Raw genomic sequence first — 23,773 nt, 5'->3', positions numbered from 1 at the left:
TGCACTAATAAACGTTAATAAAATCACCGGCTACAGTTTGACTTAACTGACTATCTAAACCGAAAACTTGCTTGATTCGCTCAGAAGTTAGAACTTCTTTAGGCCCTCCCTGGGCTACAAGCTGTCCGTCTTTTAACAAGAGCAACTCATCACTAAAACGAAGAGCGTGGTTTAAATCGTGTAAAACCATGCAGATGGTTAAATTTTGGTCCTGTTTCAGCCTTTGTAACAACTCTAGAAATTGGTACTGGAAGTGAAGGTCCAAGTAGGTCGTGGGTTCATCTAGTAAGAGTAAGGCGGGATTTTGGGCTAAGGCTAATGCTAGCCAGACTCGTTGTTGTTGTCCGCCAGAAAGGCTAAGGACATCGCGTTCAGCTAAGGCGGTTAATTCAAGGTAGTCCAGCAGCTCAAAGACCTTAGCATCAGTCGGGGTATCCGCTAACAGGCCTTGATAAGGCAGGCGCCCCAAGCTGACCAAATCCCTAACCTGGATGTGGTCGTAGAGTTGATGTTGTTGTTGGACCAGGGCTACTCTTTGGGCGTAGTCTTTTTTAGTAAGGCGGCTAATATCTTGGCCTTGGTAGTAAATATGGCCCGCGGTAGGACTAAGCCCCTTAGTTAAAAGGTTTAGCAAGGTGGACTTACCCGAGCCATTTGCCCCCATAATGGTCGTAATTTTGTGGGGTGCAAGTTCAAAGCTAACATTTGTTAGCAGGGGTTTTTGTTTAGGGTAGGCGAAGCTTAGGTTTTTAACTGTGAGCATCTTTTTTCCTCCCGAGCAAAATGTAAATTAGAAATGGGCCCCCGATGATAGCCAAGATGATGTTGGCGCTGATTTCATTGGGAGCAATCACCAAGCGACCAATGGTATCGGTCAAGAGAAGTAACTCTGCCCCCCCTAAAGCACAAAAGGGAACTAGCTGGCGGTAATCATGCCCGAGTAAAAAGCGGGCGTGGTGGGGAACGATAATGCCGATAAAGGCTAAAATTCCGATACAAGCGGTGCTACTAGCGGCTAACAAGGTAGCCAAACTTAGGAGGCTAATCCTAAGTTGCTTAGGTGATAGGCCTAAGGTTTGTAACTGGCGGTCACCAACCTTCAAGTAGTTGGCAAAGGGGCTGATTACCAAAGCCACAGCCAGGCCTAACAGGGTGATGACCGCCAAAAACAGGGTGGTGGTCCAGGTACTGGTAGCCAGGCTAAAGGCGTTTTGATTAGGGTTCAGCAAGTTACCTAAAGCAGTAAAGACGGCATTTAAAGCTACCCCAACTAGAATTAGGCGGTAGGGGTCGAGATTTTTTTGAAGGGAAGCTAGGGTCAAAAAGGCCAAGCAGCCTCCCAGGATGGCCGCGATAATTTTAGCGCTGAATAAGGCTGGTAATAACACCCCCCCAATAAGGGCAAACAGATTAGCCGCTGAAGAAATCCCCAGCAAAGCCGGTTCGGCAATGGGATTTCTAAGCGCCGCTTGGAAGAAGGCGCCGCTAACAGCTAGGGCCGCGCCCCCTAAGAGGGCGGAAATAATGCGGGGCAAGCGGATGTTAAATAAAATGTTCAAGTCGGCTAAGCCCCTAGAACTGGCCCCACTAGTCAGAGCCCAAGCAATGGTTATGGCTAGTAGTAACGTTAAAATAAGATAAGCAGTAGTTTTTTTAGTAAGCATAACTCACCTAGTTTCCAGGATAGAAGTACTGACCTAGTTTAGCCAAAGCTTGTGGAACCTCAAGGTTAGATGAGGCATTGAAAGTTGGTTGTTCTAGGTCGTAGACCCGTTTATTTATAACGGCATCCATGTGTTGCCAAACGGGATTTTGTTTAAATTCGGCTTCAAATTGGGGCACGGTAATGTTAGGTAAGGCATGGGCTAGTCGTAAAATCACGTCGGGGTTTTGGTTAGCTAGCTGTTCGTTACTAGGGTCAAGGTAAATTTGACTGCGTGACTGGTAGAGGTTCTTGCCCCCTGCCAGTTGGACGAGGTTACCCAGGTAAGATTTATTAGTTAAAATCATGTACCCGGCCCCAGGCAGTCCCATCAAGATTAAGACCTTAGGATGCTTTTTACCGTGTGCCTTCTTTTTAGCCCGGCTGATTGCGCGGTTAATTTCCGCTACCGCTGCTTGCGCTTGCTTTTGGCGGTGGTACTTGGTCCCTAAAGTAGTTAGCGAGGTCTTTAGTTGGGAAACCGAATCTAAGTCTAGGTAGGTTAGGTTAAACTTTTGCTTCTTAAAAGCTTGGTCATATTGATCTTTAAGGGTTGAAACTGCGTAAACCTCGGTCGGCTTTAAAGAAGCGATTTTTTCGACGCTAGGACTCATGGCCCCGCCAACCGTGGTCACCTTTTGGTAACGGGCTGGCAGTTTATTAGCAGTTTTAGGAACCCCGACTAGGGGGATTTCTAGCTTATCGAAAATCTCGGCTAAGGCAGTAGTTGTTACCACAATCCGCTGATTTTTAAGGCTAGCCGCTTGTTTTTGTTCGACGAAGTGTCGGGCCCCTAAAGCTAGCCCGCAAATTAAGGCTAATAGGAGTAATAAAGCGACCAGCGGTAGTTTGTTAGTCTTCATTATTTTTCCTCTTTGTGTTTAGCCCGGTATAAAACATAGCCGGCGATGGCGGCGATAACTACGATGATAATGATGCCATTACGCAAGGCGTGTTTGCGACTAGATTGAACGTTAACTTTTTCTTTGTGTGAAGTAGCTTGGTGGGAAGCCTTTTTACTTGCCTTCTTATGGTTTGCCTTTTTAGCGCTGGCTTTTTGGTGGTTTGCCTTAGCTTTTACCGAAGAGGAACTAGCACTTGCCTGGGAGCTTGAAGCTAAACTACTGCTGCTTGAAGTTGAGCTTGAGGCCGAACTTGCTTGGCTATTGGCTTGACTTTGACTTTGACTTTGGCTATTAGCCTGACTGCCGGCAGTTGCACTAGCTTGGCTTTGATTTTGGTTATTAGCCTGGCTAGCAGGTGCTGCTTGTGCTTGCGTTAGGCTAGGTAAGCTACTGGTGTCGAAGGTGAAGCTAATGTTGTGGTTAGCCGTGTACACGTTAGGGATGCTAACGTTGATGTTACTAGAGATAGTCCGATTTAAATTATTCGTGGTAAAGGAATAACTGTAAAGGTAGTAGTCGCCGGACTGGGTCTTGCTGACATTTTGGGGGGCTTGCCCGTCAATACTATTGACGACTACCGGCCAGGGTGACAGTGACTTGTTGGTCATGATTGTCATGGTCACCACGTAAGCGCCGTTAACCACGTTAACTTGGGCTGGCCGAGCATAGTAGCCAGAGGCCATTGAGGTTTCGCTCGTACCGTACTTCAGGGCGTTATAGTTAACTGCGACTGCCTGGGCTTTGTTAACGCCAAGCAGGAGAAAGCAACTTACGGCTAGGATACCCAAAAGACTTTGTAATAACTTCTTCATAAAAAATTTCCTCCCTAAAAAAATTGATACTAATGTGAAAAATATCTGTATTTACCTTGTACAAAACCGATTATAATGCTAAAAAACAAGGAATACAAGCGAGGTGGTAAGTGAAAAATGACACTTATTTAGGGCTTAGGGCTTGCAATTCACTGACATGTGTAGGATAATGGTGGCGAATTCATTTTACAAAATTTGAATTTTTTTAATTATTCTAAACTAAGTGGGGGAACACAAGCTATGAAAAAGACTAAGACAGTTTTAGCTACCTTATCGGTGGCTACCGCTTTGACGACCTTTGCACCGTTGGCTGCACCTGTATTAGCTGCGGAAAGTACCGCAACTCAGGTGACGCAAACACAATTAAAAGACGGTACACAAACGATTGGGGTTACATATAAGAAGACTGGGGAAGAAACACCATCTGAAGCGGGCAAATTTTTAGGGAACGATGTTGCGGTGACAGTTACTAACCGCCAGGTAAGCCAGTTGGTAATTCCTAACGTAAACGCAACTACTGCCGGCATGATTAAGACAGTTACGGTCAATGGTCAAACCGGCCAAGTCCAAAAGAATGCCGACGGTTCGGTAAACTACGTCTTTGGGGCCGCCGCTTATAAGGAAGGTCAGGGGACAATTGCTTTTGATTTAGCTACCCCAATAGGCTCAATGCATGAAGAAGCCGACATGTTCCTACACACAAACGAGCTTCCAACTGAACCGGTTACGCCGACTAAGCCAGCCCAACCGGCAACTAGTGCCGCATCTTCGAGTGCAAGCCAAGCAACTAGTTCTTCAGCTTCAAGTTCAAGTCAAACTTCAAATGCAAAACCTGCTGCACAGCCTACTAATAATAACAACGTAAGTGGCACACAGACTGGTGCCGATAAAACTAGTCAAGAAGAAACTGCTACAATCGCCTTTTATAAGACAGGCACAACTGAAAAGTCAGTGGCTGCTAACTTCTTTGCCCCTAACGTTAACGCCGAAGTTGACGCCAATGGCAAGGTGACTAAGTTAGTGCTTGGAATTAGCCAAAACGCAAGCATGGTTAAGGCAATCAGCTTAAACGGGGTCAAAGGAACAGTCGCTGTTGATAAGGATGGTTCAGGGACAGCTACCTTTGCTGGTTCAGCTTACAAGGAAGGTAAAGGGGTAATTAACTTTACCATCGATTTTGGCCAAGGTCCTTACTCTCCAAGTGCGGACGTAGTCTTAGGTGCTTTAAAGGCGGGCCAAGCCAAGTTCACTAAGTCTAACAATCCTGCTCCGGCTTTAAGTGAGCTCCCAGGCTCAACTCAAGCTCCAACTTTACCAACCTCAAGCAACAATGGGGCAAGTCAAGTGCCCGTAGCTAACCAAACTAAGCAAGCGGTCTTACCACAAACTGGTGATAACTCCGCTAAGACGGCTGGTTTGACTTTAGCAGGCTTGGGCTCAGTAGTGGCTGCTGGTTTGGCTTTCGTTTTAGGTAAGAAGCGGCAAGCAGATTAGAGCTAGCTTTAAATAGATTAAAGGACCTACTCTTCGAAAGAAGGGTAGGTCCTTTTTGTATAGATATTCTCTTTAAGTGTATATTTAATTATTTTTTTAGTAAATACAAGTATGCAAAGTTCATATACATCAATTTTGTATAAAATCTACCTATATTCAGTTATTTTATGAATATTAATTATTTTTCTTGCATTTTATTGCATGAAGTATTAGGATATAGTCATTGACAAAGAAGAATATATAGGAGGAACTCATTATGACAAAGGAAAAAGTAGTGTTAGCTTATTCAGGTGGATTGGATACTTCCGTTGAAATTGCGTGGTTAAAAAACAAAGGTTATGACGTAATTGCTTGTTGCGTTGACGTGGGTGAAGGCAAGGACCTAGAAGCCATTAAACAAAAGGGTTTGGCGGTCGGAGCGGTTGAATCAATCGTGATTGATGCTAAGGAAGAATTTGCGAGTGAATACTGCTTAACGGCTTTGCAAGGACACGCTTACTATGAAAATAAGTACCCAGTGGTTTCAGCTCTTTCACGGCCTTTAATCGTAAAACACTTAGTGGCAATCGCTAAGGAATACGGTGCGACCGCAATCGCCCATGGCTGTACCGGTAAGGGAAATGACCAAGTGCGCTTTGAAGTAGGGATTCACGCTTTAGCACCGGAAATGAAGATTGAAGATCCAATCAGAGAGGTTCACTGGTCACGGGAAGAAGAGATTGACTATGCTAAGAAAAACGGGATTCCAGTTCCTATCAACAAGAAGAGCCCTTACTCAATCGACGAAAATCTTTGGGGTCGGGCTAACGAATGTGGGATTTTGGAAGATCCTTGGCAAGCAGCACCAGCGGATGCTTACGCTAGAACCAACGCCTTAGAAGATACTCCGAATGAAGCTGATGTGATTGAAATCACCTTTGAACAAGGGGTACCAACTAAGTTGGATGGTGAAGAATTACCGCTAGCTCAATTAATCATGAAACTAGATAAAATTGCCGGCAAGCATGGAATTGGGCGGATTGACCACGTTGAAAACCGGTTAGTTGGGATTAAGTCACGGGAAGTGTATGAATGTCCAGCGGCAACGGTTTTAATGAAGGCCCACAAGGATATTGAAGATATTACCTTGGAAAGAGAAATGGCTCACTTCAAGCCATTAATTGAAAAGCAAATTGCAGACATGATTTATAACGCCCTATGGTTCTCACCATTGATGAAGGCCTTGCAAGCATTCTTAAAGGAAAGCCAAAAGGATGTTAACGGGGTCGTTAGGGTGAAATTATTTAAGGGGAACGTGATTTGTGAAGGAAGAAAGTCACCTAACTCACTTTACGATGAAAAATTAGCAACCTATACTTCCGCCGATGAATTTGACCAAGAAGCAGCTGCTGGTTTTATCAAACTCTACGGCTTACCACAACAAGTTTATGCACAAGTCCACCAAAAGATTGCGGGGAAAGACTAATGGCAATTAAAAAAATGTGGGGTGGTCGCTTTGAGGCGGCTGGCGCGCAGTGGGTCGATGAATTCGGGGCCTCGATTGGCTTTGACCAGCTGATGGCCTATGAAGATTTAGAAGGATCTTTAGCCCACGTCAAGATGTTAAAGCATACCCAAATTTTAAGTGCTAAAGAGGCGGATCAAATCATTGCCGGCCTAGAAACGCTCCAACAAAAGTTAGCCGCCGGGGAGCTTGAATTTAGTGTGGCTAACGAAGATATTCATATGAACATGGAAGTCTTGTTGACCGAAGAAATTGGACCGGTAGCCGGTAAATTACACACGGCCCGGAGCAGAAACGATCAGGTCGCAACCGACTTACACCTCTATTTGAAATACCGGTTAGAAACCGTCATCAGCGAATTGAAGCATTTACAGGAAGTAATTGTGGCCAAGGCGAGCGCAAACGTGGAGACAATTATGCCGGGTTATACCCACCTCCAACACGCCCAACCGATTTCTTACGGGCACTACTTGATGGCCTATTACCAAATGTTTAAGCGGGACTTAGAACGTTTTGAGTTCAATAAGTTACACACCGATATTTCCCCTTTAGGGGCGGCTGCTTTGGCGGGGACAACCTTTCCCATCGACCGTCACTTTAGCGCCAAGGAACTAGGCTTTAGCGCAGTCTATGAAAATTCTTTGGACGCCGTTTCCGACCGGGACTTCGTCTTAGAATTCTTAAGCAACGCCTCAATCTTGATGATGCACCTTTCTCGTTTTTGTGAAGAGATTATTTCCTGGTGCTCTTACGAATTCGGCTACTTGGAACTAGCCGACCAATATGCAACCGGCTCATCAATCATGCCCCAAAAGAAAAATCCCGATATGGCTGAATTGATTCGGGGCAAATCTGGCCGGGTCTTTGGAGATTTAATGGGGTTATTGACGACCATGAAGGGCTTGCCTCTGGCTTACAATAAGGATATGCAAGAAGATAAGGAAGGTGTCTTTGACGCGGTTAAGACGATTATTCCGAGTCTAAAGGTCTTTAGTGGGATGTTAGCAACAGCCAAGGTAAATAAGGAAAAGATGCTGGCTGCTACGGAAAATGATTTTTCTAATGCAACTGAGCTAGCAGATTACTTGGCCACTAAGGGGATTCCCTTTAGACAGGCGCATGCAATCGTTGGTCAGTTAGTCTTAGAGGGGCTTAAGACAAATACGAGTTTACAGGCTATTCCGCTAGCCCGTTATCAAGAAATCGACCCTAAGATTGGGGCTGATGTTTACGAGGATTTAAAGGCTTATGTGGCCGTAAAACGCCGTCACTCCTATGGCGGGACTGGCTTTGACCAGGTTAAACGCCAAATTTACTTGGCCAAGCAGGATTTAGCCAAGTAAGTTTCTTTGTCATAATGAGTAAAAGCAAAGTCCAGCTTGGGCTTTGCTTTTTTGCTTAGGCCTAGGTAAAATAGCTGTGAGGTGAACAGCTTGGAAATCAAAAATGCAGTCATTAACGTAATGAACCGTGAAATCAATAGTGCAGTTTTTTCGCAAAAGGAACTAGATGGGCGTGACCAAATCGTTCAAGAATATATCGAAAAGTTAGTCAAAAAATTTCTAAACAGTGAGTGTTTGACCCTGGATTTGGCAGCTAGTGAGCCGGCTCAATATTTGGTAGGTCAAAGCGAGGACTTTATCGAAGTAGCCGAAAAGTTAACCCAATTTTACTTTGAGGCTATCAAAACCTGGGAAGAGATTCCGGAAGGGGACTTACTCTTCTTTCGGGTTGAAGATGGCTACGGCAAAACCTACACGGGGATGGTCAAGCTCGATTTTAGTGCTAAGTATATTCACTTGATTGATTATGACGATGACAACTTAGTTACCAACAAGATTAGTCAAAATAAAACCATCCTCCCTAACCCGGGCCAGGGCGTTTCTTGTGGAATTATTGTTAAAGATCAAACCTGCTTTATCCATAACAAGGTTTACCAAGGAATTCAGGGGAAGTGGTCATTTTTAGAACGCATCTTAGAAGTGACCGAAAAGAAGCCCAAAATTTCCGAAGAAGTCGCCCAGGTCAAAAAGGCGCTCAAGACGGTAAGTAAAAAGTACGATATTGAGCAGTACGAGGCGGTAATGGGGGCGCAAAAGGCTTTATATGATTCAATTGATGAAGAGGCCAGCCTAAGTAGTGAACGGGTGGCCGAGCAAGTCTTTGGTGATAACCACCAGGCTAAGCAGGAATTTCTAGAGGAGCTCGACCAAAAGGGTATCCAAAGGGAGATTGCTTTAGAGGCCAATACCCCGGTCTTTGAGCGTAAGTACCAGAAGCAAAAGTTAAAGTTGGATAACGGCATCGAAATTGTGGTGCCAGCCGAACTCTTGAAAAATAAGGACTACATTGAATTTGTCACCAACGATGATGGTTCGCTATCTGTTATCTTAAAAAAGATTGAAAGCATCAAGAATAACTTCTAAGTAAAAAGCCCTGGGTCAGATTTTGACTCAGGACTTTTTGAATTTAGCAATAGTTAGTGGGTCAGCTTAGCTTTCATTTGGGCTAAAACCTGTTCGTCGACGGTACCGACCGTTACTTCTTGTGGGTGATCCATGTACTGATCAGATTTTTGCTTGGCAAAGCTAGCGTCTTCTTGGAATTGGAGGTCGAAGTGGGTTGGAACCTGGTAGACCAAATACTTGTTGGGGCCGATTTTTTGGAAAACTGTGCTACCAAGATAGCTAGGGCTACCTAGGACTTGGTAGGTGTTAGTTGGAAAGGTGCGGGTTACGTCTTTACCCATACCAAAAGTAACATTTTGGCCGCTAATATCTGTGAATAAGTAGCTATCTGCATCGTTAGCCAATCGCTGACTGAATTCAGCATTATCGCCGGCGGAAGTTTGAACGGTGTAGAAGAGTTTTAAAGCCTCTTCATCTGAGACCGCCAAACCTTGCTTGTTAGAGTTGTTGGCGGAACTTTTGGCAAACTTAGCTGGGATGTTTTTGCCGGCAAAAATTTGGGCGAACCCCTTAGCCAAATCTTGGTTGGCTGTTTGTTTAAACACAAAACTATTGCGCTCGTTACCTTGATTTTGTTGGGAAACGAGTACCTGTGGCTGGTTGTTATAGCTAGCAAATAAGTAGACGTGTTTACCTAAGTAGCGAGCGTGAGCAGTGTCTGAATAGCAGGCTAATAATAAGTAGGTGTCCTTAGGTCCATTTCCGTTGGGAGCCCAGGCAACCTTGACCTGGTTGTCTACAGAATCGATGGCTAGTGGCATCTGTCCGTTGTAGGTGGCATTAGGGATGCTAGCACCATAAAAATCACCGGGCTTGTCTGGTGTGTAAGCATCGTAGCTTTGGTTCATGCTTGCGCCCCAATTAGTCATAAAGGTTGCTAGTTGCTTAGACTTAGTCTCGTTCCAAGTAGCCTTAGTAGTTTGAGTATGGCTGGCCTTAGCTTGAGTTTGCGCTTTGGGAGCTGAAGCTTGGTTGGCTTTCTTACCTTGAGAACTGCGTTGGCTCTGGCTAGTAGTTGAACTTGTAGCGGTTTTGGACTGATGGTTAGCGCAAGCGCTAAGGGTTAGACTAAGAGTTAGCCCAGCGGCTAATAAATAAAACTTTTTCATAAATATTTCCCTTCGTAGTTGAATATCCATGTTTAATTATAGGGGCTAGGCCTTTTTTTGTCAGGGCCTTTATGTAAAAAAGTTAAGTTGGATATGCTAGAATAAAAGTTAGGAATTTAGCAAGGAGGGTGTAGATGGAAAAGCCAAAAAGAACAAAACTTGAAGATGTAGCTAAACTAGCGGGGGTATCAAAGACGACTGTTTCACGGGTTTTAAATAAACGTGGTTACCTTAGTGAAGCAACTATTGCTAAAGTTTATGCGGCTATGAAAGAGTTAAATTATCAGCCCAATACGATTGCGCGGCAACTTTTTAAACAAAAAACTAACATGGTAGGCTTAATTTTTCCCACGGTTAACAATCCTTTTTTTGGACAATTAGTGGCTAGACTTGAGCAGATTCTTTATGAGCATGGTTACAAAGTTTTAATTGGGAATTCGCAAAATAATCCTCAGAAAGAAGAAGATTATCTAAATCAACTATTGAACCACCAAGTTGATGGCCTAATTGTCGGTGCCCATAATCGAGGATTGAAGGAGTACCAGCATGCAAATTTACCAGTGGTATCCATCGATCGAATTATGAATGATGATATTCCGGTGGTCTCCTCAGACAACTATCAAGGGGGGAAGCTGGCAACGGAAGCCTTGATTGCTGCGGGTTGTCAGACAATTATTCATACTGACGGACCGGAAAATTTAGAGAGTAATACTAGTAAGCGACAACAAGCTTATGAAGATGTGATGCGCAAAAATGGACGTCAACCGGTAACGTATAACTTGGACTTTAATATTTCTACCGCGGAAAAAATTAAGATTTTTCGGAAGATTTTTGAAGATTATCCCCAAGTAGATGGGATTGTAACTTCTAATGATACTGATGCAGCAACGATTCTTTCTTTAGCACCACTTTATAATAAAAGAGTTCCACATGATTTAAAAATTATTGGCTATGACGGTGCAGATATGACACGGTTGATGTTACCGCACCTTTCTACTATCCAACAACCAATTGATGGGTTAGCGCAAGTGGCGGTAGATTTGCTGGAAGAAAAAATTTCTGGTAAAAAGCCAAGCAGTCCCAAGCCGCTGCAAGTCAAATTTATCAGGGGATTGACCTCGTAAGAGCTTTCATAATTGTTAGCTCTTTTTTTTATTAATTTATATCAACCGGTTGACACACAAAAATGAAAGCGTTATATTAATAGTGTAATAAATATGTTAACCGGTTGACATTAATTTAAGTGAGGTTTTAAAGGAAGATGGAAGAAATTAAAGTTACTAATAATCGTTTCCGACTTGATTATCATTTGATGGCTAAAGCTGGTTGGATTAATGACCCTAATGGATTTTCTTACTTTAAGGGATATTATCATATGTTCTATCAGTACTATCCTTATGATTCTGAATGGGGCCCGATGCATTGGGGACATGCACGTAGTAAAGATATGATTCATTGGGAAACTCTACCTATAGCCCTGTTTCCAGACGAAAAAGATGATGGTTGTTTCTCAGGGAGTGCAGTGGTCTACGATAATAAATTATGGTTGATTTATACTGGTCATCACTATATTGACGAGAAAAAGGACCTTTTTTACGAGGACCAAAACTTAGCTTTTTCTAAAGACGGGATACACTTTGAAAAGTATGCTGGCAACCCAGTTTTAAAGGGACCTACTGATAATACAAAACACTTTCGTGACCCAAAAGTTTGGCAAGAAAACGATGAATTCTACATGGTTTTAGGGAGTCAAGGAGATGATGAACTTGGTAGGGCTTTATTGTACCAATCACAAGATTTAAAGGAATGGCGGCGTGTATCAATTTTAGCCAAAGCAAAAAATTTAAAAGATGAAGGCTATATGTGGGAATGTCCAGACTTCTTTAGGATTAACGGTCAAGATATCCTGTTGATGTCTCCTCAAGGTTTGGAAGCTCGTGGTGAGCTTTATCGTAACTTGAATCAAACGGGTTACTTGTTGGGACAATTAAATCGTAAAACTTACGAGTTAAAGCGCGGTAGTTTTGAAGAAATTGACAAAGGTCATGATTTTTATGCAACGCAAACTACTTTGACTCCTGATGGACGCCGGGTTATGGTGGCCTGGATGAATGCTTGGGATTCACCAATGTATGAAAAAGAAGATGGTTGGGCTGGAGCTTTAACTATTCCACGAGAATTAATTGTTAAAGATGGTAAGCTTTACCAACAACCTGTCGGAGAAATGGCGAGTCTACGTCAAGAAAGAATTGTAAAAGAAGAGGCAAGTGGGAATTATCAATTAAGTAGAGCTACAGAATTTAGTTTAGAAACTATGGCTTTAGGACAATTATTTAAATTAAGTGATGGTGAACATACTTTAACAATTACCAGGGAAGATGAAAAGTTGGTTCTAGAAAGAAATACTAAGGATGGGCAAAGATCTGCTCATATTACAGACCCTGTAACAAAATTGCAGGTTTTTGTTGATGCATCTTCTGTTGAAATTTTTGTCAATGATGGTCAAGTGACTTTTACAGAACGTATGTACTGGCAAAAGGCTCCAACTTTAACCGTACAAGCTGGCAGTCAACTAGAAATTTATCGGCTCGAAGAAAATGTTAACCGATATTGATTTGGGGAGATAAGATTATGGAAAAAAAGAAAAGTTTACAGAATCCATTTTATTTAGAAAGTTCATTAACATTTATTCTCTTCTTCTTTGGGTGGGGAATATGGTGGTCCTTCTTTCAAATCTGGCTCACCACTAAACAAGGTTTTTCCGGTGCACAAGTCGGTACAATTTACTCTTTTGATTCAGCCTTAACACTGGTCTTAATGTTTGTTTACGGATCTATTCAAGATAAATTGGGTATAAAAAAGACATTGTTAAATCTCTGTGTTTTCTTGGAGCTTTTATTAGGGCCATTCTTTACTTGGGTCTACGTTCCAATGTTAAAGAGTAATTTCTATTTAGGAGCCTTTATCGGTTCTATTTACTTATCAGTAGCTTATTTAGCCGTTTCGCCAACTTTTGAGGCTTTAGCAGAAAGAATGAGTCGGCGCTTTTCCTTCGAATATGGACAATCGCGGGCTTGGGGGTCTTTCGGTTATGCGATTGCTGCTTTAGCAGCCGGTTTTTTATTTAATATTAACCCTTATTTGATTTTTTGGGTTGGTTCCTTTTTCGCTCTCTTATTATTATTAATTATGCTCTTTTTTAAACCAGAAAATAAGCAAGTGTCTTTGGACAAATATGAAGTAAAAGAGGAAGAAGCTAAGGAAGAAGAAAAACCGTCTTTCAAGGATATTCTCGGAGTCTTCAAGTTAGTTGAGCTGTGGAAAATTATTATTTTCATTATTTTGAGCTGGACCTTTTATACGGTTTTTGATCAACAAATGTTTCCTGAATTCTTTACTAAGTTTTTTGGAACAGCAAGCTCTGGAGCTGCAGCTTACAGTATTTTGAACTCTGCAGAAGTATTCTTGGAATCCATTATGATGGGCTTAATTCCAATGATGATGCGCAAAACAGGGGTAAGAAAAACACTATTGATTGGATTAGCCATCATGATTATCCGGATTGGTGGTTGTGGCTTAGTAACAAATCCACTAGGAGTTTCAGTAATTAAGTTATTGCACGCACCTGAGACAGCTATTTTTATTTTAGCAATGTTTCGTTATTTTACGCTACACTTTGATACACGAATTTCTGCCACAGTTTACATGGTCGGCTTTCAAATTGCTGCACAAGTCGGACAAATTATTTTCTCCACACCATTTGGGGCCTTACACGATAAGATAGGATATCAAAATACTTTCCTAGTGGTTGCTGGTATTGTCTGTGTTTCCGCAATTTATGCTTTCTTTATCCTTAAAAAGGATGATGAAGATGTTTTAGGTCAGCCATTAGGAGATTAACTATGTTACACAGCACATCCCATTTTTAGGGGTGTGTTTTTTTTATGAAATTTTAATAGGGGCTAGGCCTTTTTTGTCAGCTCTGATTTTAGTTAGTGAGACCGTCTTATGGTAAAATTAAGGTAAGGTGATAAAGTTAAAAGGACGGTGAGGCTGATGTTTCCACAAAGGTTACGGGCATTACGAGTAGGTAGGAAGTTATCCCAAAAGCAGTTGGCAGAGGCGTTAAATCAGACCCTTAGTGAGGGCGAGCGGCCTAACACTGCGGGGCAAATCGGTAAGTGGGAACTGGGCAAGACCAAGCCTTCTTACCTAGAGGTCAAAAAATTGGCCGCCTTCTTTCAGGTGTCCCTCGATTATTTATTAGCACAGGGCTATGAGTCGATTGAACTGGATGATTTATTCGTATCCACGGCCGACTTAAAGCTAGCGGGCCATATTTTAAGCAGTGAAGAGCGAACGGAAGTGTACCAGTTAATCAAGGGTTACCTTAATGGGCGGCACCCGCAGAAAAAAACACAGGTCGACCGGGTGGATGAAGAATTGAGTTTAGACTTGTAAGGAAAAGTGTCTGATTATGTCAGGCACTTTTTTTAGTTTAGGAAGCGGAATTGACCACTTAAGCAAAAAAACTGACCACTTACTTAAAAGACCTGTCTTTACAGCTAAAAAGTAGCTACAATGACAATGAAAGGTGGCAAATAAAATGAAGGTAAAACTGGAGTTAGATCCGAGCTTAACAGAGCCTGAAATAATTATCAAAGCTCCGCAGTTAACCCCAGAAGTGAATGAGCTAGTTCAAAGTTTACAACTAAAAAGCAGGCAGTTAATTTTTTACCAGGGGGAAACGGAGTATTACCTAGCTTTAGAAAGAATTTTATTTTTTGAGGTGAGTGACCGAAGGACCTGGGCCCATACCAGCACCCAACTTTACCAGGTTAAAGCTAGTTTAAAGGAACTAGAAGAACGCTTACCCCGTGATTTTCAGCGCTGTTCTAAAGGGGTCATTCTTAATACCAAGCAAATCTATGCGCTGACGAAAAACTTAGCTGGGTGTGAGATTAAATTTGCTGATAGCGAGAAGAAAGTGTATGTTTCTCGCCACTATTATCAAACACTTAGGGATTATTTACAGGAAAGGATTGATTGAGATGGCTAATAAAAATCGGATTTTTTGGGGGATAGTGCTAATTTTGTTAGCAGCCGCAATGGTTCTTAAGGCTTTTATCCCCGTTAGTTGGAACCTGGCAGATATTTGTTATTTAGTTTTTGCCTTAGTGGTTGCGTTATATGGATTGGTTAACCGCAGCATTTTGGTCACCTTTACAGGCCTGGGGTTAGTAGCAGGGGCAAGTAACCGTTGGTTGGACTTAATTCCCCTTGGAGACGGGAGCTTGTTTTTAGTTGGAGTCTTTTTGGGGTTAGGCTGCCACTTGCTTTTTGCTAAGCGGCCAGTTTATGAATGGTCTGCTAAGCAAACAAGGTATGCTTCAAACCAAGCGGTAACTGACTTTGACGTAATCATGAGTTCTAGCAACCATTACCTTCATCAAAATGATAAAAATGTTAACGCAGACGTGGTTATGGGCAACCTCAATTTGTATGTGGATGAAAATGCCAACAAGCCGATTACCTTAAACCTAGATGTGATTATGGGTAACGTAACGGTTTATGTACCTGCTAGCTGGCAGGTGGCTACGCAAACAGCCAATATTATGGGGGCTACGAAAATTCCGGTGGAAATGACCGACTATGCTGCCCAGCCAGACTTAATCATCAAAGGCGATGTGGTGATGGGTTCAATTATCGTTAAACAAGTCTAACAAATAAGGCAGTGACTTTCATTGTGAGAAGTCACTGCCTATTTAATTATTATTTGATTTTTAAAGCGTCCTTAAGTTCCGTTTGAACTTTGTTTAGACTAGCTTGGGAAACCACTTCGTAAGAAACACCGTCAATCATCTTGCCCGTCCCTTGGAGTTGGACTTGTTGGATGTTATCATCAGCGCCTTTATATTCAGTTACTAATGACTTAATTTCGCTAAAGGTTAAATCAGTTGTCATGTTAGCTGAGACGGCATTTAAGATTTGCTTGTACTTAGATAAGTTACCTATAGTGGCCAACTTATGAACCAAGGCGATGGTAACAATTCGTTGCCGTAATTGCCGACCATAATCACCCCGGGGATCTTCATACCGCATCCGGGTATACGCCAAGATGTTGTTCTTATCAATCGTAACCTTACCCTTCTTGAAGTGGTAACCAAGGTTGGTGAAGTCGAGGTCGTTGTCAACGGTAATTGGACCAACGGCTTCTGATAACTGAACTAAGCCCCGCATGTTAAGTTTAATATAGTGGTCGATAGGGACATCAAGGTAACTTTGCAAGGTATTAATTGCCCCAGAGACGCCACCGTAAGCGTAAGCGGCGTTAATCTTATTGTTTTCACCGTGACCGGAGATAGCAACCTTGGTATCACGGGGAATGGAAACCAAGCTGGTCTTATCTTTAGAAACGGCAGCTACCATGATGGTATCAGAACGTCCTTGGTAAGTCCGCCCGTATTCACCGGTATCGACCCCGAGGATTAAGACGGAGAAAGGATCGCCGGCAGTCACATCAGCGGCTGCTCCCTTGCGGATATCTTTATGTTTAACTTGTTTATATGTACTTTGAATGGCTGATTTAGTATCGGTGTAAATCTTGATGGCACCGGCTGCCCCAATGATGATGACAAAAGCTAAAATCCCTAATACCCATTTCATGAATCGGCGACGCTTCTTGTTTCTGTGGTGGTGATGGTGCTTATGCGTCCGCAACTCATCTGTGTCATGTTTCATAAAAAACAACTCCTATAATTAAATCGTGTAAACACAAGTAATAGTATAGCACATTCACAGTAGGAATGTATGCGCTACATATTAAGAATCGGCTATCTTTTCTAAAATTTTAAGTAGTAGAAATTTTATTTTTATAATGCGAGTATGCTAGAATTAAGAGGGAAAAATTCAATTTGAAGGAGCAGATAAGTTAATTGTCACTTTTACAAAATTTATACGGACCATTTTTTGAATTGGAAAATTGGAAAACGGTTATTACTTCGGGCCAAGACTGGATGATTATCCTGTCCTTAGTTTTAATCGAGTGCTTGCTTTCGGTTGATAATGCGATTGTCTTAGCCGCTCAAACCCAAAAGCTACCTGACAAGGTCCAACAGGAAAAATCCTTGTTTTACGGTTTGTGGGGCGCCTATATCTTCCGCTTCCTTTTAATCGGGGTAGGGACCTATTTGATTCACTTTTGGGAAATTAAGGTGATTGGGGCAGGGTACTTGATGTATCTGGCACTAAGTCACTTCTACCATATGGCGCACCCAGTCGCTAAGCAGAAAAAGAAGAAGGAAAAGAAGCGAATTTTACCCCTCTTTTGGTCGGTAGTTGTTTCGATTGAGGCGATGGACATTGTCTTTTCAATCGATTCAATCTTAGCCTCCCTGGCAATTTCAACTAACCCGGTGATTGTTTTAATCGGGGGCCTAATTGGGATTTTAGCGATGCGGGGGATTGCGGAGGTAATCATGAAGTTGATGGATATTGTGCCTGAATTAGAAGTGACGGCTTACTTCTTAATTGCCTTAATTGCCATCAAACTCTTCTTAACAATTCCGATGATTGAGATTGAAATTCCGGCGGCTATCTTTGGGGCGTTGGTGTTAATTTCTCTAGTCGCAACGGTAGTAGTGCACCAGTTCAGACACCAAAAGTAAACGAAATTTAAAGAAAGTTTGTTTTTTTATCAAGTTATCTTAAAAGGACTACTAATTGCCAATTAATTGGGTATAATTTAGAGGACTTGAAAGTAAACGAGGTAAAGAAAATGGAATTTTTAAAGGGTTTAGTTTGGGGATTGTTGTTTTCAGCCCTAGCATGGACGGTGTTAGTTGTTAGCGTCGTTCAATTATACTGGTTATTTTAGAAAAAAGTTAACGTTGGTCCGCTCTGATTACGGGCCTTTTTTGTTTAAACAGGCTAATTTACAGAAAAACCTTGAAAAAGCTTGGAAAATTGTATAAAATGAGAAGATGCATGGATAGACGAAGGGAGGTTTAACACATGTCACAAAACACACACGTTGGGGTAGCTAACGATCGTCGTCCTGTTAACTCCAAGAACATTAAGAAGCGTCGCGCTCAACACCAAGCTGTTTTAAACTTCTTGAAGGAACGCGAAGAAGCTGAAAAAGAAGCTAAATAAGGGCAAAGCGTGCTAGCCACGTGGAGCTCGACTCTAGTTTAGGTGAGCTGCTTAACTCGAGTAAGTAGTTAAAGCTAGGGACTTGTTCAATTAATTGAAGATTAAATAGCTCCACATGGGCCCGCTTTGGTGCACATGTGGATTTATTTTTGCTTAAAAGTTGGCTAGCACTAACTTATCCAGCCTTTCTAGGGTATAATTAAGTAAAATGCCTTGAAAGGAAGGTAATTTAATTATGCGGATTAATGTAATTCAACATACTCCTAACGAGGGACCGGGAGCGATTGCTGATTGGGCCCACGAACACGGGCATCAGCTCTATATTTACCACCCCGTTCATTTTGACTGTGGCTTACCCACTGCGGCCGAAACCGACCTTTTGGTTATTTTAGGTGGACCAATGAGTGTCAACGACAAGGATGAGTGGATTTTAGAAGAACGAGCCTTAATCGCTAAGATGATGGAAGTTCATAAACCGGTCTTTGGTGTTTGTTTTGGGATGCAACAAATCGCCATTACGATTGGGGGCGAAGTGTCCAGTGGGCCTAAAGAAGTTGGTTGGGGGATGGTGGAAAAGACCAGCAACGTCATTCCAGAAATTCCCGTGGCTCTGACGGCGCTTCACTGGCATGCTGAGCAATGTCATTTTCCGCCTTACATCGCCCGGGAAATAACGACCTTATTTAGCAGTGAGTACACTGAAAACCAAGGGATTTTGGTGGGGGATAATGTGATTGGCTTGCAGTTTCACTTCGAAACCTTGGCGGATAATGTCAGAGAAATTGTCATCAATGATAAGGATTACCTTCGGGGTTCAGAATTTAAGCAGTATCCAGACGAAGTGATGGCCTACCCGGTTCCGCCTGCCAATAAGCAAACGTTATTTAAACTGTTGGATTTTATTACGCATAAGTAGAAAGGATGGTTTATGTGGGAATCAAGGATGATTCTTTTGACCAGCTATTAGAAGAAGAAAAGAAATTACAGGCACAAATAGATGCCTTACAAAAACAATTAATCGAAAATGAACGCCAAAAGCAAGCGGCGATAGATGCCTTATTACGTAAGGAAGTGCTGAATTTGTTAGGCTTTAAGCCAACGGATTTAAAGCAACCAGCCGATGTCACCAAAGTTACGGATAAATTGAGTCAGTTGCTAGCAACTAAGAAGAAGGCAGAAAGCAACCGGCGGCAAGAAGGTCAAACCGGCAACTATGTGATTCGCGAAAATAAGGCTAAGAATCGCTTCCAACAAGCTAATTCCAACCAGGTATTACGCTTAAATGCCCCTAAGAAGGTGGAAAATCCTACGCCTAACGCGCGGACGGTCACTAACTTAGACGAAGCTTTATACGAAAATATTCCGACCGATGATATTAACCGGGCCCGGAATTCTTTAACCGAGGGCATTCAAAAGAGCTATAAACTAGCCACGGCCAGCTTGGAATTTGACACGGAACGAAACGTCTTTGTAGTTAATGATAACAAGACTCGCTTAGGCTTTACGCAACCACGGACGCAAAAGATTCCGACGTTAAGGGTCGATGGCCGGGGTCGTCCTACCAAGGCAAGCATGTGGATTGTTAAGGCTAACTTGCCAAGGTTAAGCAATAAAGAAGCAATTAAAACTGATCCGGTTGGCTTTGCTGAAGGCTTTACCCGGGGACACTTGATTGCGCGGAGTCTATTCGATGACCGGGTATTCAAGACTAAAAATACTAAGCGGACAAACCTAACTCCTCAAACCCAGTGGTCTAACGGGGTATTGCAAGCTGAGATTGAAAAGGAAGTTTTAGAGGCAGTCAAGAGCCATGACAATGTCCGCTACCAAGTAGAACCCCTTTACCATAGTAGCGGGGAGGTTATTCCGCGTTGCTACCATATTCAAGCCCGGAGTCGGGATGGCAAATTTAAGCTAAATGTCATCGTGCCTAACGTTGAACCAGGCTTTAAGATTAACTACGCTACCGGGACAATGACTCCGGCAGATTAAGTGAGGTAAGTGATGAAAAAAGGAAACCTAATTCAGTGGGTGGTGGCAGTATGCCTAGTGTTAGTGACGGCTTACACCGCGGTTCATGTCCACCATGCTAACCAGAAGAATGCTATTAAAATGGCTAAGCAAGCCAAACTGGATAAAAAGGCCGCTAAACGGGAGAAACAATTATTAAAAAAGATTAAGCGCCACGAACGCAAACCGCTTAGTTACGAGCTCTCGTCGCTGACGATGCCTTACCCTAACGTTAGGGCTAAGCAGTACCATAATACTAAAAAACACCCTTACAGGTTATGGGTTGAAGTCTCCTTAGCTAAGCAACGTGTCTACATTAAGTCTGGGCGCTACACACTTTATACAATGAATGCTTCGGCTGCGAAGAACTATGACAAGGGTCAAAAAGAGTATCAAAAAACACCGTTAGGTTTATTTAAGCTCGATAAGAACCGGGGGCCAGCTTACTTCGACGCTACCAGGGGTTATGGAGCTAAGAGTTGGGTCAGTTTTAATGACGGGGGCTTGCACCGCTTCGAGTCAGTACCTGTCAATAAGGACGGCCAGGTAATTAAAGCAAGTGCTAAGCAACTAGGTCAAAAGGTAACTAAAAAGCACAATGTTAAGGCTTACGGGTCAATCCGTTTGTCGTTAGCTGATGCCCAGTGGTTTGCCGAAAACATGCCGGCCAAAACGCCAATCTTTATCCACCAAGACCCTAAGAATCATTTTCCAGATGATTACGAAGAGTAGGCTATAAAAAAGGCTAAGCTATTGAAAGGTAATTTGTACTTTCAATAGCTTAGCTTTTTTAATCGGTAATAACGACCTTAGTACCCTGGGGGACATTTTGATTAATCCACTTAGCATCGGCAACTGAGAGCCTAATGCAGCCGTGGGAAGCCGGTTTTTTACCCAGCTTTTTGGCTTCTGTCACCTTGTAGTTTCCGTTGGCATCGGTGGGAACCGTGTGGAAGAGGTACTCGCCGTGGTTTAACCAGGAAGTCCAGTAGTTAGCCCCCTCGTTGAGGTTGGGATTATAAAAGCTATCCCCGCGTTCGGCTTGAATGTAGTAAGTCCCGGCTGGGGTGGTAGACTTCTTTTTGCCGTCGGCTTGCCGTTCGTATTCACCGGCGGAAGCATACATGGTGTAGACCACCTTTTTGCCATCCATTAGGTAGACCCGGTTTTTGGAAATAACCACCTTAATCCAAAAATCATTCAGTTGCTTTAAATCGGGGTAGGCCACGGTTTCAGAAGGTAAGCGCCAGTTAATCGGAGTCCGCATAACCGTTTTTTTAGGGTTAACCTTAGACTGGGCGCGGCTAGATAAGGTAGTTGCCTGATTTAGCTTGACCTGATGATGGTAGTAGTAAGTAGCTCCTCCTATGAAGAGCAATACTAGTAAGATTAATTTAAAAAATTTACGCATAAAAGTCCCTCTAATGCTTGATTTGCCTTTATTATAGGAAGTTAACCTGGTAGGTGCAAGCTTTGCGACTTAAGTCTTACACAATCTTAATTAACTTGTCTTGTTGAAAGATGAGAGTACAATAAAATTGTATTTATAAAAGATATTGGGGGCGTCCATGATGATGGAACAAGCATGTACAACAATTTTAGTCGGCAAGAAGGCGACGATTGATGGCTCAACGATGATTGCGCGCAATGACGATACCTTTTTACCCCTGACACCACAAAGGTTTATTATGCAACCTGCTGTGAAGAACCGTAAGGAAACTTGGGTTTCAAATAAAAATGGCTTTAGCGCACCTTTGCCTGCTAAAGGCTACCGGACCACGATGACACCTAATGCCGATGTGGCTAAAAACGGGGTCTTTGGTGAAAGCTCAATCAATGAAAAAAACGTGGCTATGTCGGCGACGGAATCTGTTTATGGTAACCCGGCTGCGCTAGCTCACGATCCGTGGGTAGAAAATGGACTAGCAGAAGACTCAATCCAAGACTTGGTTGCACCCTACATTGATTCGGCCCGAGACGGGGTTAAGTATTTAGGAAAGTTAATCAAGCAGTACGGTTCTCCCGAAGGTAACGGGGTCTTATTTAGCGATAAAGATGAAGTGTGGTACATGGAAATTGTTACCGGCCACCACTGGGCTGCTACCAGGATTCCTGACGATTCCTACGCTATCTGTGCTAACCAGGTTGCGCAAGACTACATTGATTTTAAGGACTCTAAAAATTATTTGTGGTCAGATGGGCTAGAAGAATTTGTTGCTAAGTACCACCTAAATCCTAATCCTCATGGTAAGTTTAACTTTAGGAAAATATTTGGAACAGATAACGAAAAGGACCGGCATTACAATACGCCCCGCGTGTGGTATGGGCAAAAGTTATTTAACCCGGAAGTTAGCCAAGAGCCCGAGTCAAGTGACCTACCATTTTTGCGAAAGGCCAACCGGCTTTTGAGCGTTGCAGATCTGCAGGCGGTTTTAAGTTCACATTACAATGAAACGCCCTTTGATCCGTTAGGTCATGGAAGCGAGGAGGATAAGCGGAGATACCGGCCGATTTCTTTAAACCGGACGCAAAACTCCCATGTGTTACAAATTAGAAACGATGTGCCTGAAAAACAAGCGGCTTTAATGTGGATTTGCTTTGGGGTACCAACGTTTACACCTTACCTGCCATTTTATACCAACGCTAATGATACCGACCCATCTTGGGCTAACACCCCACTCAAATTCGATATGACTAGTGCTTACTGGATGTACCGGGCTCTCTCGATGTTAACCGAATCGCACTACTCAAACTTTATCCAAGCCAACCGCGATTACCTAACGGCTGCCCGCCAAGCGCAACTGGCTCACCTAGAAGCAACTGATAAGGCGGCTAAGAAACTAGAGGGCCAAGCTTTGACCGATTATTTGACCAAGCAAAACTATAAGTTAGTAGCGGATATGAGGAAACGGACGGAAGAACAGATTGCTAGTTGCATCACTGAGGGGCTAACCTTGTCTAAGCTCACTTTCAATATGGACATCAACCTTTAATTTCGTGTAAAATGGCTGACAGAAGGATGTGGACATATTGAAGATAAGAGTTAAAGATTTTTTAGCAGCTGGAGAGGCGCAGACTTTTGCTAGCCAAGAATTTAGTGCTGACTTAAAGCAAGTTCAAGCTGACCTAAAACAGGCCTTAGGGCAAGTGGTTACGGCCTTTTTGGAAGAAGTGGCTGACCATCCCCAAAACTTAGCCCAGGTGAGTTTAACTATTAAGGGTGATAGTGACTTCAAGTTATTTTTAGAAACCGGCATTATCAACTTGGCTTTTAGAGATATTAAGCGGGTGGATAATTTCTTTAGTGATGAGGAGGCAGAAGTTCCCCTCAACGTGTATCTAAGTTTTGAAGCGCCGGGCTTGAATGCGTCTGGTTACCGGATTGATGAAATTACGGACTTGGCCAGCGCCCAAGCTAAACCGGCTAAGTTTTTAGACCTAGTGGTGGCTCAGTTTGAAAGTTACCTGGCAATGCTAGCTGCTAGTGAGCAAGAAAACACAACGGAAAATGAAAATTAGTGAAAAGCAAGCGGATTTATTAAGTAGTCCCGCTTGCTTTTTTAGTTGATTTTTTGCAAAATGAAGGAAGACTAATGCTAAGAGAGGAGTTTTTTT

General features: G+C 42.8%; 24 protein-coding genes. 17 read left to right on the top strand and 7 right to left on the bottom strand.

The window, feature by feature from the left end; all coding sequences use genetic code 11:
* Positions 1 to 4: 4 nt before the first annotated feature.
* Genes N4597_RS09815 through N4597_RS09800 form a run of 4 tightly spaced genes read right to left on the bottom strand, consistent with a single transcriptional unit; the run spans position 5 to position 3,419 of the window.
* Positions 5 to 763, bottom strand: a complete 759-nt coding sequence (locus N4597_RS09815) for an ABC transporter ATP-binding protein (RefSeq protein ID WP_170091024.1) — start codon at positions 761 to 763, stop codon at positions 5 to 7.
* The gene (locus tag N4597_RS09810; RefSeq protein ID WP_170091025.1) at positions 750 to 1,664 is read right to left on the bottom strand and encodes a FecCD family ABC transporter permease; all 915 of its coding nucleotides are present in this window, start codon (positions 1,662 to 1,664) and stop codon (positions 750 to 752) included. Before N4597_RS09810 ends, N4597_RS09815 begins: the two co-directional genes overlap by 14 nt.
* A 7-nt stretch (positions 1,665 to 1,671) precedes the next feature.
* On the bottom strand, positions 1,672 to 2,565 hold the full coding sequence (gene isdE, locus N4597_RS09805; protein WP_260903703.1) for a heme ABC transporter substrate-binding protein IsdE: 894 nt from the start codon (positions 2,563 to 2,565) through the stop codon (positions 1,672 to 1,674).
* On the bottom strand, positions 2,565 to 3,419 hold the full coding sequence (locus N4597_RS09800) for an NEAT domain-containing protein (protein WP_260903701.1): 855 nt from the start codon (positions 3,417 to 3,419) through the stop codon (positions 2,565 to 2,567). Before N4597_RS09800 ends, isdE begins: the two co-directional genes overlap by 1 nt.
* Positions 3,420 to 3,659: 240 nt before the next feature.
* Here N4597_RS09800 and N4597_RS09795 point away from each other — a divergent pair, with 240 nt between their 5' ends.
* The 4 genes from N4597_RS09795 to N4597_RS09780 all read left to right on the top strand — a co-directional run bounded on the left by N4597_RS09795 (position 3,660) and on the right by N4597_RS09780 (position 8,843).
* Positions 3,660 to 4,913 carry a hypothetical protein gene (locus N4597_RS09795; RefSeq protein WP_242073062.1) on the top strand — a complete coding sequence of 418 codons (1,254 nt, stop codon included), beginning with the start codon at positions 3,660 to 3,662 and terminating at the stop codon, positions 4,911 to 4,913.
* A gap of 256 nt (positions 4,914 to 5,169) precedes the next feature.
* Entirely contained in the window at positions 5,170 to 6,378 is a 1,209-nt protein-coding gene (locus N4597_RS09790) for an argininosuccinate synthase (protein WP_260903694.1), read from the top strand.
* Positions 6,378 to 7,760 (top strand): argininosuccinate lyase, encoded by a 1,383-nt coding sequence (gene argH / locus N4597_RS09785; RefSeq protein ID WP_260903691.1) that lies wholly within the window; start codon positions 6,378 to 6,380, stop codon positions 7,758 to 7,760. The genes N4597_RS09790 and argH overlap by 1 nt, the downstream gene beginning before the upstream one ends.
* Before the next feature lie 90 nt (positions 7,761 to 7,850).
* Positions 7,851 to 8,843, top strand: coding sequence for a nucleoid-associated protein (locus N4597_RS09780; protein WP_089144663.1), 993 nt, complete (start codon positions 7,851 to 7,853; stop codon positions 8,841 to 8,843).
* Positions 8,844 to 8,896: 53 nt separating this feature from the next.
* On the opposite strand, the gene N4597_RS09775 is transcribed toward N4597_RS09780, so the two are convergent.
* Positions 8,897 to 9,994 (bottom strand): DUF4767 domain-containing protein, encoded by a 1,098-nt coding sequence (locus tag N4597_RS09775; protein WP_260903688.1) that lies wholly within the window; start codon positions 9,992 to 9,994, stop codon positions 8,897 to 8,899.
* Between the two features lie 134 nt (positions 9,995 to 10,128).
* Between N4597_RS09775 and N4597_RS09770 the strand changes: the two genes are divergently transcribed.
* The 6 genes from N4597_RS09770 (at position 10,129) to N4597_RS09745 (ending at position 15,717) form a co-directional block, all read left to right on the top strand.
* On the top strand, positions 10,129 to 11,118 hold the full coding sequence (locus N4597_RS09770; RefSeq protein ID WP_089144665.1) for a LacI family DNA-binding transcriptional regulator: 990 nt from the start codon (positions 10,129 to 10,131) through the stop codon (positions 11,116 to 11,118).
* Positions 11,119 to 11,255: 137 nt separating this feature from the next.
* Positions 11,256 to 12,608, top strand: a complete 1,353-nt coding sequence (locus N4597_RS09765; RefSeq protein ID WP_260903687.1) for a glycoside hydrolase family 32 protein — start codon at positions 11,256 to 11,258, stop codon at positions 12,606 to 12,608.
* Between the two features lie 17 nt (positions 12,609 to 12,625).
* Positions 12,626 to 13,894: an oligosaccharide MFS transporter gene (locus N4597_RS09760; RefSeq protein WP_260903686.1), complete on the top strand. Its 1,269-nt coding sequence runs from the start codon at positions 12,626 to 12,628 to the stop codon at positions 13,892 to 13,894.
* Between the two features lie 156 nt (positions 13,895 to 14,050).
* Positions 14,051 to 14,455, top strand: coding sequence for a helix-turn-helix domain-containing protein (locus tag N4597_RS09755; RefSeq protein WP_089144668.1), 405 nt, complete (start codon positions 14,051 to 14,053; stop codon positions 14,453 to 14,455).
* A 145-nt stretch (positions 14,456 to 14,600) separates the two neighbouring features.
* Positions 14,601 to 15,044, top strand: a complete 444-nt coding sequence (locus tag N4597_RS09750) for a LytTR family DNA-binding domain-containing protein (protein WP_094051221.1) — start codon at positions 14,601 to 14,603, stop codon at positions 15,042 to 15,044.
* A gap of 1 nt (position 15,045) precedes the next feature.
* On the top strand, positions 15,046 to 15,717 hold the full coding sequence (locus tag N4597_RS09745; RefSeq protein ID WP_094051222.1) for a hypothetical protein: 672 nt from the start codon (positions 15,046 to 15,048) through the stop codon (positions 15,715 to 15,717).
* A gap of 49 nt (positions 15,718 to 15,766) precedes the next feature.
* Here the strand turns inward: N4597_RS09745 and N4597_RS09740 are convergent, their stop codons facing one another.
* A complete protein-coding gene (locus N4597_RS09740) occupies positions 15,767 to 16,735 on the bottom strand; it encodes an LCP family glycopolymer transferase (RefSeq protein WP_260903685.1) in 969 nt (322 codons plus the stop codon).
* 194 nt (positions 16,736 to 16,929) lie between these two features.
* Here N4597_RS09740 and N4597_RS09735 point away from each other — a divergent pair, with 194 nt between their 5' ends.
* The 5 genes from N4597_RS09735 to N4597_RS09715 all read left to right on the top strand — a co-directional run bounded on the left by N4597_RS09735 (position 16,930) and on the right by N4597_RS09715 (position 20,890).
* Entirely contained in the window at positions 16,930 to 17,661 is a 732-nt protein-coding gene (locus N4597_RS09735; RefSeq protein WP_056975737.1) for a TerC family protein, read from the top strand.
* 346 nt (positions 17,662 to 18,007) lie between these two features.
* Complete coding sequence (locus tag N4597_RS09730; protein WP_167589121.1) at positions 18,008 to 18,148, top strand: hypothetical protein; 141 nt, start codon at positions 18,008 to 18,010, stop codon at positions 18,146 to 18,148.
* Positions 18,149 to 18,383: 235 nt separating this feature from the next.
* The gene (locus N4597_RS09725) at positions 18,384 to 19,064 is read left to right on the top strand and encodes a type 1 glutamine amidotransferase (RefSeq protein WP_260903681.1); all 681 of its coding nucleotides are present in this window, start codon (positions 18,384 to 18,386) and stop codon (positions 19,062 to 19,064) included.
* 14 nt (positions 19,065 to 19,078) lie between these two features.
* Complete coding sequence (locus tag N4597_RS09720; RefSeq protein WP_260903679.1) at positions 19,079 to 20,140, top strand: DNA/RNA non-specific endonuclease; 1,062 nt, start codon at positions 19,079 to 19,081, stop codon at positions 20,138 to 20,140.
* A gap of 12 nt (positions 20,141 to 20,152) precedes the next feature.
* Positions 20,153 to 20,890, top strand: coding sequence for a L,D-transpeptidase (locus tag N4597_RS09715; RefSeq protein WP_260903677.1), 738 nt, complete (start codon positions 20,153 to 20,155; stop codon positions 20,888 to 20,890).
* 58 nt (positions 20,891 to 20,948) lie between these two features.
* Here N4597_RS09715 and N4597_RS09710 read toward each other — a convergent pair whose 3' ends face one another.
* A complete protein-coding gene (locus tag N4597_RS09710; RefSeq protein ID WP_260903676.1) occupies positions 20,949 to 21,569 on the bottom strand; it encodes a L,D-transpeptidase in 621 nt (206 codons plus the stop codon).
* Between the two features lie 160 nt (positions 21,570 to 21,729).
* On the opposite strand from N4597_RS09710, the gene N4597_RS09705 reads away from it, so the two are divergent.
* Positions 21,730 to 23,151, top strand: a complete 1,422-nt coding sequence (locus tag N4597_RS09705) for a C69 family dipeptidase (protein ID WP_260903675.1) — start codon at positions 21,730 to 21,732, stop codon at positions 23,149 to 23,151.
* 37 nt (positions 23,152 to 23,188) lie between these two features.
* The gene (locus tag N4597_RS09700) at positions 23,189 to 23,677 is read left to right on the top strand and encodes a hypothetical protein (RefSeq protein ID WP_101811872.1); all 489 of its coding nucleotides are present in this window, start codon (positions 23,189 to 23,191) and stop codon (positions 23,675 to 23,677) included.
* The last annotated feature ends 96 nt before the right edge of the window (positions 23,678 to 23,773 follow it).

It is taken from the genome of Ligilactobacillus agilis (assembly GCF_025311475.1).
GTDB classification, from domain to species: domain Bacteria; phylum Bacillota; class Bacilli; order Lactobacillales; family Lactobacillaceae; genus Ligilactobacillus; species Ligilactobacillus agilis.
This window is presented reverse-complemented; position numbering and strand designations above follow the sequence as displayed.